The 12,374-nt window shown below is 70.2% G+C and carries 11 protein-coding genes; 5 read left to right on the top strand and 6 right to left on the bottom strand.

Features of this window, described 5'->3' with window-relative positions; translation table 11 throughout:
* Positions 1-383 precede the first annotated feature (383 nt).
* Positions 384-1,598 (bottom strand): dipeptidase, encoded by a 1,215-nt coding sequence (locus ASE10_RS19180; protein ID WP_055901442.1) that lies wholly within the window; start codon positions 1,596-1,598, stop codon positions 384-386.
* 38 nt (positions 1,599-1,636) lie between these two features.
* A complete protein-coding gene (gene hutI, locus ASE10_RS19175) occupies positions 1,637-2,917 on the bottom strand; it encodes an imidazolonepropionase (RefSeq protein WP_055901439.1) in 1,281 nt (426 codons plus the stop codon).
* A gap of 146 nt (positions 2,918-3,063) precedes the next feature.
* Between hutI and ASE10_RS19170 the strand changes: the two genes are divergently transcribed.
* Complete coding sequence (locus ASE10_RS19170; protein ID WP_056305809.1) at positions 3,064-4,416, top strand: formimidoylglutamate deiminase; 1,353 nt, start codon at positions 3,064-3,066, stop codon at positions 4,414-4,416.
* Positions 4,417-4,720: 304 nt separating this feature from the next.
* On the opposite strand, the gene ASE10_RS19165 is transcribed toward ASE10_RS19170, so the two are convergent.
* Positions 4,721-5,251 carry a methylated-DNA--[protein]-cysteine S-methyltransferase gene (locus ASE10_RS19165; RefSeq protein WP_055901433.1) on the bottom strand — a complete coding sequence of 177 codons (531 nt, stop codon included), beginning with the start codon at positions 5,249-5,251 and terminating at the stop codon, positions 4,721-4,723.
* Between the two features lie 58 nt (positions 5,252-5,309).
* Positions 5,310-6,905 carry a DNA-3-methyladenine glycosylase 2 gene (locus tag ASE10_RS19160; RefSeq protein ID WP_157481001.1) on the bottom strand — a complete coding sequence of 532 codons (1,596 nt, stop codon included), beginning with the start codon at positions 6,903-6,905 and terminating at the stop codon, positions 5,310-5,312.
* A gap of 127 nt (positions 6,906-7,032) precedes the next feature.
* Between ASE10_RS19160 and ASE10_RS19155 the strand changes: the two genes are divergently transcribed.
* On the top strand, positions 7,033-7,437 hold the full coding sequence (locus tag ASE10_RS19155) for a protease inhibitor I42 family protein (protein WP_055901430.1): 405 nt from the start codon (positions 7,033-7,035) through the stop codon (positions 7,435-7,437).
* Here the strand turns inward: ASE10_RS19155 and ASE10_RS19150 are convergent.
* Positions 7,434-8,678: an ectonucleotide pyrophosphatase/phosphodiesterase gene (locus tag ASE10_RS19150; protein WP_056305807.1), complete on the bottom strand. Its 1,245-nt coding sequence runs from the start codon at positions 8,676-8,678 to the stop codon at positions 7,434-7,436. The genes ASE10_RS19155 and ASE10_RS19150 overlap by 4 nt on opposite strands.
* 127 nt (positions 8,679-8,805) lie before the next feature.
* Between ASE10_RS19150 and ASE10_RS19145 the strand changes: the two genes are divergently transcribed.
* Positions 8,806-9,390, top strand: a complete 585-nt coding sequence (locus tag ASE10_RS19145; RefSeq protein ID WP_235565787.1) for a DUF4440 domain-containing protein — start codon at positions 8,806-8,808, stop codon at positions 9,388-9,390.
* Positions 9,391-9,504: 114 nt separating this feature from the next.
* Positions 9,505-9,840 carry a hypothetical protein gene (locus tag ASE10_RS19140; RefSeq protein ID WP_055901422.1) on the top strand — a complete coding sequence of 112 codons (336 nt, stop codon included), beginning with the start codon at positions 9,505-9,507 and terminating at the stop codon, positions 9,838-9,840.
* A gap of 99 nt (positions 9,841-9,939) precedes the next feature.
* On the opposite strand, the gene ASE10_RS19135 is transcribed toward ASE10_RS19140, so the two are convergent.
* Complete coding sequence (locus tag ASE10_RS19135; protein WP_055901419.1) at positions 9,940-10,524, bottom strand: TetR/AcrR family transcriptional regulator; 585 nt, start codon at positions 10,522-10,524, stop codon at positions 9,940-9,942.
* A gap of 144 nt (positions 10,525-10,668) precedes the next feature.
* Between ASE10_RS19135 and hutU the strand changes: the two genes are divergently transcribed.
* Positions 10,669-12,339, top strand: coding sequence for a urocanate hydratase (gene hutU / locus ASE10_RS19130; protein WP_055901414.1), 1,671 nt, complete (start codon positions 10,669-10,671; stop codon positions 12,337-12,339).
* Positions 12,340-12,374 lie beyond the last annotated feature (35 nt).

Raw genomic sequence — 12,374 nt, 5'->3', positions numbered from 1 at the left:
GGGGTTCTGCGATGGTTTCGGTTCTTTAGATCAAAGGCTTCCGCCCGCTGCGCGCGCGGGTCACTTTCTCTTGCTAGCCCAAGAGAAAGTAACCAAAGAGAAGGGCTATACCTTGACAACCCTCCCTTGCGAGTTCGGAGCGTGCGCGGGGATTTTTCGAAGGAACATCCTGTTCCTCGAAAAACGGCGCGCGTCCTGCGCGCCGCCCTTCGGGTCTGAATGGGATTGGGCGAGTGCGGCGCACTGGATTTCAATGCCGCGGCAACGGCAACGGCAACGGCCGGCCGGCGTTACTTATCTGCCTGCGCGTCCGCTCCCTCTCCCGCTCGCGGGAGAGGGTTGGGGTGAGGGCCGCTACAAGAGGTCGGCGTACTCCGCCCGCCTCACTTCCCAGCCGTCGCCACCCTCTCCACCTCGCGCCAAACCCGCAGCAGGTTCTCGCCGAGGATCTTGCGGATGTCATCGTCTTTGTACCCGCGCGCCTGCAGTCCGGCGATCAGGTTCGGGTAGTCGGCGACGCTGCGCAGGCCTTCGGGCAGCGCGCCGCTGACGCCGTCGAAGTCAGAGCCGATGCCGACGTGGTCGATGCCGATCAGTTTCACCGCGTAGTCGATCTGGTCCAGCACCGCGTCGATCTTGACCGCGTGCGCCAGCGGCGGATGCTTGCGTTCCCATTCCTTGTCGAACTCCTCGACCGTCTTGGGCTTCTCGCCGCGCGCGGCCGCGGCGGCCTGCTCGCGGTCGAACTCGGGACGCGCGCGGAAATAGGCGGTGGTCTCGCCGGCGGTCTTGGGATCGACGAAGGCGTTGCCGAAGGTGATCTGGACCACCCCGCCTTGCTTGGCGATGGCCTGGGCGAGCTCGTCGCTGAGGTTGCGCTCGAAGTCGGGCGTGAAATGGCGCAGGCCGGAATGGCTGGCGATCACCGGCGCGTGGCTCGCGGCGAGCGCGGCGCGGGTGGCGTCGTCGGTCAGGTGCGAGACGTCGACCATGATGCCGAGGCGGTTCATCTCCGCGACCACCTTGAGACCGAACGGGCTCAGGCCTTTCCACGGCCGATCCAGGCTGTAGGAGCCGTCGGCGATGCGATTGCTGTGGCTGTGGGCGAGCGTGATGTAGCGCACGCCGCGGACGTAGAACTGCTGCAGGCGGGCGAGGTCGTCGCCGATCGGCGCGCCGTTCTCCATGCCCAGCGCCAGCAGCACGCGGCCGCCGTCGATCTGGCGCACGTAGTCGGCCGGCGAACGCAGGATCGCGAACTTGTCCGGATGCCGCCCGACCATGGCCTCGACCGCGTCGATCTGGGTGCTGGCGACCTGCCAGGCGGTGCCGGCCGCGTCCTGATCGGGTGAGGTGTAGATCGACATGAAGGCCACGTCCAGGCCGCCCTGGCGCGCGCGCGGGTAGTCGAACTCGACCTTGGGCGTATCCACGCCGAGGTCGTTCCAATGCTTGAGCAATTCGGTCGGCGCGTCGATATGGGTATCGACAATGACCGCGGAGCGGGCGAGCTTCTGTGCCGGGCTCAGGGCCTCGTCGGCACGGGCGGCGCCTGCGAACAGGGAGAGGGTACAGGCGACGGCGAGCAGGGAACGCATGCGGGAAGCCTCGTGCGGTTGGGAGGGGAGCGCGATGGTTAGGCGATGAGACCGGCGACTCGGCGGCCGCCGGCGTAGACGTCGCCTGCGAGCGCGCCGCCCAGCCAGTAGCACAGCTCGGCGGGATGGCCGATGCGCCAGCGCACGAAGTCGGCGCGCGCGCCGACCCGCAGCACGCCGCGGTCCGAACAACCCAGCGCGCGCGCCGCATGCGTGGTCGCGCCGCGCAGGGCTTCCAGCGGGGTCAGGCGGAAATGCGTGCAGGCCAGCTGCATCGCCTGGCGCAGCGACTGCAGGGGCGAGGTGCCGGGGTTGCAGTCGGTGGCCACGGCCATCGCCACGCCGTGCTCGCGGAACGCCTCCAGCGGCGGCAAACGGGTTTCGCGCAGCACGTGGAAGGCGCCGGGCAGCAGCACCGCGACCGTGCCGTGCTCGGCCATGGCGCGCACGCTCGGCTGCGAGGTGTATTCGACATGGTCGGCCGACAGACCCGAGAACTCGGCCGCCAGCGCCGCGCCGCCGAGATCGCTGAGCTGGTCGGCGTGCAGCTTGACCGGCAGCCCCAGCGCACGCGCGGTTTCGAACACGCGCCGGGTCTGTGCAGGACTGAAGCCGATGCCTTCGCAGAACGCATCGACCGCGTCGATCAGGCCTTCCTCGTGCAGCGGCCGCATCCAACCGCAGACCGCGGCGATGTAGTCGTCGCTGCGGCCGGCGAACTCGGGCGGCAAGGCGTGCGCGCCGAGGTAGGTGGTGCGCACGCCGACGCCGAGGATCTCGCCGATGCGGCGCGCGACCCGCAACATCTTGCGTTCGTTGTCGTAGTCCAGGCCGTAGCCGGACTTGATCTCCAGCGTGGTCGCGCCGTCGCCGACCAGGGCCTGCGCGCGCGGCAGCGACTGGCGCAGCAGTTCGTCTTCATCGGCGGCGCGGGTGGCGCGCACGGTCGAGACGATGCCGCCGCCGCTGCGCGCGATCTCTTCGTAGCTCGCGCCCTGCAGGCGCAGCTCGAATTCGCGCGCGCGGTCGCCGGCGAACACCAGGTGCGTGTGGCAATCGACCAGGCCGGGCGTGATCCAGCCCTCGGCGACGATCACCTGCGCGGCCAGCGCGGCCGGGTCTCCGGGCAGGTCCGAGCGCGGGCCGACGTAATGCAGGATGCCGTCGCGCCAGCCCAGTGCGGCGTCGGCGATCTCGCCGTAGCCGTCGGCCGAATCCAGCGTCGCCAGCGAGACGCCGACGATCAGGCCGTCCAGCGGCAGGTCCTGCGGTGTCGGTACGTCGCCGGCGGACGCGGCGTTGGGGTCGGGGCGGCTCATGGGCCGATTCTAGCGGAGCCGCCCCAGCGCGGGAGGGCGCAGGCGCCGGCGCGCTGCGACAGGTTTGCCGATGCGGTGTTTCCGAGCGCGCGCAGCGAGCGCGCGCGCAGGACACGCCCGCGCAACGGGTCTGTAGAATCCGGGGCATGGAGAATCTCGACGCGACCACGCTCTGGACCCCCGCCGGTTGGCGCCACGACACCGGACTGCGCCTCGACGACGACGGCCGCATCCTCGCCCTCGACGGCGCCCAGCCCACCGGCAGCGCCCAGCGCATCGTGCCGGGCATCGCCAACCTGCATTCGCACGCGTTCCAGCGCGCGATGGCGGGCATGGCCGAACGCCAGACCGATCCGCGTGACAGTTTCTGGACCTGGCGCGAGACCATGTACCGCTTCGCCTCGCGCTTCACGCCCGAGACCCTGTACGCGGTGGCCTCGCAGCTGTACGTGGAAATGCTGGAAGCCGGTTACACCACGGTCTGCGAATTCCATTACCTGCATCACGCGCCCGACGGCCGTCCCTATGAGGATCCGGCGGCGATGTCGCGTGCGCTGATCGCCGCCGCGCGCGACACCGGCATCCGCCTGACCCTGCTGCCGGTGCTGTACATGACCGGCGGTTTCGACGAGCGGCCGCTGAGCGAACGCCAGCGCCGCTTCGGCCATCGGGTCGAGGACTATCTGGCGCTGCTGCAGCGCCTGCGCGGCGACGCCGATCACGGCGTGCGCATCGGTTGCTCGCTGCACAGCCTGCGCGCGGTGCCGCCGCAGGCGATGGCCGAGACGCTGGCGGCGTTGCCGCCCGAGAGCCGAGTGCATATCCATATCGCCGAGCAGGTCGCCGAAGTCGAGGATTGCCTGGCGGTGCGCCAGGCGCGGCCGGTGCGTTGGCTGCTGGACCACGCCGAGGTCGATGCGCGCTGGACCCTGGTCCACGCCACCCATCTCGACGACGAGGAAACGCTCGCGATCGCGCGCAGCGGCGCGACCGTGGCGATCTGCGCCACCACCGAGGCCAATCTCGGCGACGGCCTGTTCCCCTTGCGCGACTACCTGGACGCGGGCGGGCGCTGGGGCGTGGGTTCGGACTCGCATATTTCGGTGTCGCCGATCGAGGAACTGCGTTGGCTGGAGTACGGCCAGCGCCTGATCACGCGCCGGCGCAACATCGCGGTGGATGCGGGCTCGCCCAGCGTCGGCGACACCCTGATGCGCGATGTCGCGGCCAGCGCCGCGGCGTCGACCGGGCATGCGATCGGCACGCTCGCGGTCGGCGAGTACGCCGATGCGCTGGTGCTGGATTCGGACGCGCCGCTGTTCGCGGGCGCGCGCGACGAGGATGCGCTGGATCGCTGGATGTTCAGCGGCAATCGCGGCGCGGTGCGCGAGACCTGGGTCGGCGGCCGCCGCGTCGTCGCCGAGGGCCGGCATCGCGATCGCGAGGCGGTCGCAGTTGGGTATCGGCGGGCGATGCACGACTTGCTCGAGTCGGCCTGAGGTTCGTTCGTCGTTGTGGGGGCGTGCGGGTGGCTTGCGCGGCGCGATGATGCGGTTCGCGGTGCTCACCGCATCCTACGATTCGCTCGCCGCGGTTTCAGGGGCGACTAGGACCTGACACCGTCGGCGTGCGTGCTTGCTGTGGGAGCGGCGTGAGCCGCGATCGGCCGCCACGCAGGCGACGCGATGCGATTCCCGGCGAAACGCACACTGCCTCGGCGAAATCGTTTTTGCGCTTCCGTCCCGCGATGGCGATCGCGGCTCACGCCGTTCCCACAGGAAGCGCGAGCCAATAGAGCACAGCTCAAGCGAACAAGTCGTCGGCCGGTGCCAGCGCGCCTTCGAGTTCCAGCAGGAAGCGCTTGGTCGGCAAGCCGCCGCCGAAGCCGGTCAGGCTGCCGTCGGCGCCGATCACGCGGTGGCAGGGCAGGACGATGGGCAGCGGGTTGCGGCCGTTGGCGGCGCCGACCGCGCGCATCGCGCTGGCCTGGCCCATGTGCCGCGCCATCTGGCCGTAGCTCCAGGTTTCGCCCCAGGGGATCAGTGCCAGCGTGCGCCAGCACTGCATCTGGAACGGCGTGCCGTGCGGCGCCAGCGGCAGGTCGAAATCGCGGCGCGTGCCGGCGAAATACTCGCCCAGCTGCTTGCGCGTCTCCAGCAGCACACCGTTGTCGCCTTCCTGCCAGCGCTCGTCGATCATGGCCGGGTGCCAGGGCGCTTCGAACTCGATCAGACGCAAACCGTCGTCGCCGCTGGCAAGCAGCAGGCAGCCGACCGGGCTGTCGATGCGCTGGTAGGTGATCGCGCCGTCCTTGAGGCGGATGTACTTGCTCATGCGCGGTTCCTCGCGATGGCGAACGACGCGGCGGCCTGCCGTGGCTGGCGCTCGCGGCTCATTCGATGTCGGTCCTGAGTTCGGCATCGCGAGCACGCGCGGCGGCGTTGCCGCGCTTGCGCGGCGCGGCGGCCGTGGCGACCGGTTTGGCGGCGCTCATCGAATCGCGCCATAGGTGGATCACCGCATAAGCGCGCCACGGCCGCCAGCTTTCGGCGCGCGCGGTCAGGGCTTTCGCGCTCATGCGGCTGCCGTCTTCCGGCACCGCCTTCTGCAGCACCAGGTCGTCGGCGGGGAAGGCGTCGGGATGGCCGAGCGCGCGCATGGCGATGTAGTGCGCGGTCCATGGGCCGATGCCGGGCAGCGCGACCCAGCGCGCGGCGAATTCGTCCAGGGTGCGTTCGGCGCCGAAACCGACGCCGCTGTCGACGCTGCCGTCGAGCAAGGCCCGCGCGACCGTGCGTACGGTCGCGGCGCGCGCGCGAGTCAGGCCGATCTCGGTGAGGTCGGCGTCGGCCAGGGCGTCGGGTGTCGGGAACAGGTGCTCCAGGCCCGGCGCGAACGACTGCGGCAGGGCCTGCCCGTAGCGTTGCGCGGTGCGCGTGGCCAGGGTGCGCGCGGCGGCGACGCTGACCTGCTGGCCGAGGATCGCGCGTACCGCTATTTCGAAGCCGTCCCAACCGCTGGGCAGGCGCAGGCCCGGACGTCGCTTCAACAGCGGCCGCAGACGCGGGTCCACCGACAGCGCGTCGGCGATCGCGTTCGGATCGGCGTCCAGATCGAACATGCGGCGCAGGCGGTTGATGATCTCCAGCAGCCGCGACGGCGCCGGCCCGTGCAGTTCCAGCTTCAAGGCATGCTCGCCGCCGGGCCAGGCGCTCACGCGCAACCAGCCCGGCCGTTCGATCGGGCCGATCACGCGCGCGTAGCTGTGCTCGTCGACGCTCTCGACGCCGGGCAGGGCGCGGCCGCGCAGGAAGTCGAGCATCGCCGCGAAGTCGTACGGCGGCCGGTAGCCCAGGCGCAAGGTCAGGGTGTCGTCGCCGGCGGTCGCGTTCTCGTTCGGACGCCGACGCAGATCGCGCGGGGCCATGCGATAGGCTTCCAGGAAGGTGGCGTTGAAGCGGCGCAGGCTGCCGAAGCCGGCGGCCATCGCGACCTCGGTGATCGGCAAAGCGGTTTCGGTCAGCAGTTGCTTGGCGAACAGCAGGCGGCGGGTGCCGTGCACGCCGATCGGCGCTGCGCCCAGGCGCTCCACGAACAAGCGCCGCAATTGCCGCTCGCCCAGGCCGACGCGTTGCGCCAGCGCCGACAGCGGATGCTCGGCGAGCAGGCCCTGGTCGATCAGCTTGAGCGCGCGCGCGACCGCGGCGTCGCCGCGGCGCCAGGCGCCGTCGCTGGGCGAGAGTTCGGGGCGGCAGCGCAGGCAGGGGCGGAACCCGGCGGCTTCGGCGGCCGCGGCGTTGCCGTAATAGAGGACGTTCTCGCGCTTGGCCGCGGGCGCCGGGCAGACCGGCCGGCAATAGATCCGTGTGCTGGTCACGGCGGTGAAGAACAAGCCGTCGAAGCGCGGGTCGCGGCTCAGGCGCGCCTGCTCGCAGACCCGCCAGTGCGGCAGGCTGTCTTGGGCGACGGGGGCGGGGAAGGTCGGCATGGAATGCAGGCTAGCACCGTCGCGGGGGCCGGACTCGCCGAATTCGGACATGATCTTCGGGGGCCGCGTCGACGCCGTTTCGACGCCCGCGGCGCATACTCCGCGCACGCATCCAGGAGGGATTCGCATGAACCGTCGCCATTTCGCCATTGCCGCCACGCTCGCGCTCGCCGCCGGCGCCTGCGCCAGCACGCCGCCCGCATCCACCGAGCGCAAGCTGACCGCGGCCGATGCCGGCGCGCCGGTGATCCTGCATGTGGGCGATACCGTCGCGATCGCGGTGGAGGCCAATCCCAGCACGGGCTACGGCTGGATCTTCGATCAGGCCGCCGCCGCGGGCACGGTTGAAGCCGTCGGCGAGCCGTCGATGGCGCTGTCCAATCCCGGCGCGATCGGTGGCGGCGGCACCCAGACCTGGCGCTACCGCGCGGTCGCCAAGGGCCAGGGTGAATTGCGCATGGATTACCGCCGCGCCTGGGAGAAAGAGGTCGCGCCGGTGCGCAGCGTGTCCTGGAAGATCGAAGTGCGTTAAGGCGCCTTTGCGTCGTCGCGCAGGGCCGGCAGCAAGGGCGCGATGTCGCCGTCGTTGCGCGCCGGCACGATGCCGACCAGGCGCGCCAGCAGCGGATAGACGTCGACGTTGTCGAACGCGGGCAGGGTCGCGCCGCGCCGGAACGCCGGGCCGCGGGCCACGAAAATCGCGCGCATCGATGCCAGCGCCGGGTCGTAGCCGTGCGAACCGCGGTTCGCGTTCGGGCGCTTGGCCAAGGCCGAGCGCTGGATCGCGTCCCAGCCTTCGTCCATCTGGCAGACGATCGCCGGTACGCGCGGATGGCTGCCGTAATGCCAGCGCGCGGGCAGTTCGCTCTTGCGCCAGCACTCGTAATGTTCATGACGGCCGATCAGTTTGGCTGCCACCGCCGCCTCGAAGCCGGGCTTGGGCGCGATTCCGATCGACTGTCCGATCGAGACCACGGTCGCTTCCTCCATCGACACCATGTCCTCGACCGCGATCGCATGGCCCGGGGCCACGGTCGCCATGCCGTGGTCGGACACCACGATCAGGTTCACCCGTTCCAGCTGGTCGCGCGCGGTCAGGCCGTCGAGCAGGCGGCCCAGGGCGGCGTCGATGGTGCGGGTGGCCTCGCGCGCCTGCGCGGAGTCCGGGCCGTATTCGTGGCCGGCCTTGTCGAGGGCGTCGAAGTACAGGGTGATCACGCGCGGCCGCGTCGCCGCAGGTTCGCCCAGCCAGGCCAGCACTTCGTCGACGCGCGCGTCGGCCGAGACCTTTTCGTCGAACGGATGCCAGCGCGTCGGCCGCACGCCCTGCACCGGCGCCTCGCTGCCGGGCCAGAACAAGGTCGCGCTGCGCAGGCCGGCCTTTTCGGCGCCGACCCAGATCGGCTCGCCGCCCCACCAGCGCGTATCGCCGACTGCCTTGCGGTCGGCGACGCGGAAATCGCCCAGCCCGTCTTCCCACATGCTGTTGTGGACGATGCCGTGGTGGTCCGGACGCAGGCCGGTGACGATGCTGTAGTGGTTCGGGAACGTCAGCGAGGGATACGAGGGATTCATCCACGCCGCGCGCACGCCGTCGTGGGCGATGCGTTCGAGATTGGGCGTGATGCCGCGCTCGAAATAGTCGTTGCGGAAGCCGTCGATCGAGATCAGCAGCACCGGCACGGGCTCCGCGGCTTGCGGGGCTCGGGTGGCGCAGGCGGTCAGGGCAAGGGCGAGCAGGGCGGTCGCGGCCGCCGAAAGATAGGAACGCATGCAGGCATGATAACGGGCGCAGATTGCGGCCAGGCGTCGGCAGCGCGGTCGCCGCTATGACTTCTGTCGCTGGCGGCGTATCGGTTCTGTGCCGATAGTGGCCTGGCCCTTTGCCCGGAGAGTCGCCATGCGCCGTATCGCCGTCCGTTGCGCCGCCGTGGCCTTGTCTGCGGCCGTGGGGTTGCCGGTCTGGGCCCAGGCCGGGTCCGCGCCGGTGGTGATGGAAAACCCGCCGCCGCCGCCGAACCCGGGGCCTGTGCTCAGCAATAGAGAATGCGAGGTCTGGGCGCGCGAACTCAGCTTCGCCAAGTCGGTTGCCGACCACGATGCGGCCGCATTCGCGTCGCATCTGCAGGCCGGGGCCGCATTCGGGGCCAGCCGCGCAGCCCCGACCCGCGGCCGCGATGCCATCGCCCAGCGCTGGGCCGGCATCGTCGACGGCAAGGCGGTGCGGCTGGAGTGGTACCCGACGCGCGTGACCATCGGCGGCGCCAAGGACGTGGCCTGGTCCAGCGGACCGTCCCTGTTCGAGGACCTCGCGCCCGACGCCAAGCGGCGCTTCTCGATCGGGGCCTTCCACTCGGTCTGGCACCGCGATGACGACGGTGTCTGGCGGGTGCTGTTCGACGACGGCATCGAAGGCAGGCCGGTGACTTCGGCCGAGGCGATGGCGTTCCGCGACGCCCGGCGCACGGCCTGCCCGCGAGGCTGACGAACGCCTAAACGCGGGCGGGGGCGGCACGCGCCGAGTGTGCCTGGAGGCGTATGGTGGGCTTGCGGCGGCCACGGTCCGCCGAATTCCCCAACGCGATTCCGAGGTGCTTCCATGAAACGTGTATTGCTCGCCAGCCTGCTCGCGGCCTGCGCTTTCGCGGCCTCGGCGCAGCAGACCTCGGTCTCGGCACAGGCCGACGCATCGGTACGCACCGATGGCGCCACCCAGACTCAGGTCCAGGCCGATACCCAGTCCAAGACCGACATCGACCGCAACTGCCTGCGCCAGACCGGCACGCACATCCGCGACCGTTCCGCCACCGACGGCAAGGGCCGCAAGCGCTGCGTCGCCGCCAACGGCCGCGTCTACACCCGCGACGATATCGACCGCACCGGCCAGACCGATATCGCCGAAGCGCTGCGTCAGCTGGACCCGTCGATCCACTGAGGCGGCGGTACTCGCCGTAACCGGAACGCCCGGCTTCTGCAGCCGGGCGTTTTCGTATCCGCGCCGCGCGGCTCGTGCCGGTCGCGGATATCGCCGCGCTTAGCTCCGCAGTCCGTCCAGCAGCCTGCCCAGCGAGGCTTCGTAGAAGTCGCGGAAGCGGCGCTCGTCGTAGCTGAAGCGGCCGGCGCGGTAGAGCGCGATCAGCCCGTGGGTGTGCGCCCACAAGGTCATCGCCACGTCCCAGGCATCGTCCTGGCGCAGCAGGCCGGCTTGCTGCGCCTCGCTGACCACATCGGCGACCACGTTCAAGGTCGGCGAGCGCCGGGCGTGGAAGTCTTCCGGATAGCGCCGCGCGTCTTCGCGCCGGGCCGAGAAGGCGTGATCGAACAGATGCGGGTGGGCGAGCGCATAGTCCAGATAGATGCGCTGGATCGCCTTGAGCCGTGCGATCACGTCGCCGCCTTCGTTGCGCGCGCTCCAGTGGTGGGCGATCTCCTGGAAACTGTCGTCGCTGATGCGCTTGAGCAGAGCGTCGCGATTCGGGAAATGCCGGTAGATCGCCATCGGCGTGATTCCGACCGCCTTGGCGACGCGGCGCATGCTGACCGCGTCGGCGCCGTCGCGTTCGAGCAGGACGCGGGCGGCGCGCAGGATCCGGTCGGCGGTGGCGGCGGGCGCGCTCATGTATACAGCGTATACATTTTGCCCGCGGCGCGGCAATTCCTGGCGAAAAGACCCGCACAATCGTCGCCGACGGCTTGCGCGCGCTGGCGGCTGCCGAGAACGCGGCGCGATAATTTCGTACACCCTCGAACGCCGGAAACCGCCATGTCCGCAGCCAGCCGCAACGACCCCACCCGCGTCATCCGCGCTCCGCGCGGCGGCGAGAAGACCTGCAAGTCGTGGTTAAGCGAGGCGGCCTACCGCATGATCCAGAACAACCTGGATCCGGAAGTGGCCGAGAATCCGGCCGAACTGGTGGTCTACGGCGGCATCGGCCGCGCCGCGCGCGACTGGCCCTCGTTCGACGCGATCCTGAAATCGCTGCGCGAGCTCGAAGACAACGAGACCCTGCTGATCCAGTCGGGCAAGCCGGTCGGCGTGTTCCCGACCCATGCCGACGCGCCGCGCGTGCTGCTGGCCAACTCCAACCTGGTCCCGCATTGGGCGACCTGGGAGCACTTCAACGAGCTCGATAAGAAGGGCCTGATGATGTACGGCCAGATGACCGCGGGCAGCTGGATCTACATCGGCTCGCAGGGCATCGTCCAGGGCACCTACGAGACCTTCGTCGAGATGGGCCGCCAGCATTACGGCGGCGACCTCAAGGGCAAGTGGATCCTGACCGCCGGCCTGGGCGGCATGGGCGGCGCGCAGCCGCTGGCCGCGTCGCTGGCCGGCGCCTGTTCGCTCAACATCGAATGCAAGCAGAGCAGCATCGACATGCGCCTGCGCACGCGCTACGTCGACGAGCAGGCCAGCGACCTGGACGACGCGCTCGCGCGCATCGCCAAGTACACAGCCGCCGGCGAGGCGCGTTCGATCGCGCTGCTCGGCAACGCCGCCGAAGTGCTGCCCGAACTCGTGCGCCGCGGCGTGCGCCCGGACGCGGTCACCGACCAGACCAGCGCCCACGATCCGGTCCACGGCTACCTGCCGATCGGCTGGACCGTCGAGCAGTGGCTGGCCGCACAGAAGAGCGATCCCGAAGGCGTGCGCGACGCGGCCAAGCGCTCGATGCGCGTGCACGTCGAGGCCATGCTCGCGTTCCAGCGGCAGGGCATCCCGACCTTCGACTACGGCAACAACATCCGCCAGATGGCTCTGGACGAAGGCTGCGCCAACGCGTTCGACTTCCCGGGTTTCGTGCCGGCCTACGTGCGGCCGCTGTTCTGCCGCGGCGTCGGTCCGTTCCGCTGGGTCGCGCTCAGCGGCGACCCCGAGGACATCTACAAGACCGACGCCAAGGTCAAGGAAATCATCGCCGACGACGCCCATCTGCACCGCTGGCTGGACATGGCGCGCGAGCGCATCAGCTTCCAGGGCCTGCCGGCGCGCATCTGCTGGGTCGGCCTGGGCCTGCGCCACAAGCTCGGCCTGGCCTTCAACGAAATGGTCCGCAACGGCGAGCTGAAAGCGCCGGTAGTGATCGGCCGCGATCACCTGGACAGCGGCAGCGTCGCCTCGCCCAACCGCGAGACCGAAGCGATGAAGGACGGCAGCGACGCGGTCAGCGACTGGCCGCTGCTCAACGCCATGCTCAACGTCGCCGGCGGCGCGACCTGGGTGTCGCTGCACCACGGCGGCGGCGTCGGCATGGGCTATTCGCAGCACTCCGGCGTGGTCATCGTCTGCGACGGCAGCGAGGAGGCCGACAAGCGCATCGCGCGCGTGCTCTGGAACGACCCGGGCACCGGTGTGATGCGTCATGCCGACGCGGGTTACGAGATCGCCCAGGCCTGCGCGAAGGAGCAGGGGCTGAAGCTGCCGATGCTCTGAGCCCGCGACGGGCAGCGACAGCTTCGCGGCTTGCG

The sequence above is a fragment of the Lysobacter sp. Root76 genome (genome assembly GCF_001428685.1).
Classification (GTDB): Bacteria; Pseudomonadota; Gammaproteobacteria; order Xanthomonadales; family Xanthomonadaceae; genus Lysobacter.
This window is presented reverse-complemented; position numbering and strand designations above follow the sequence as displayed.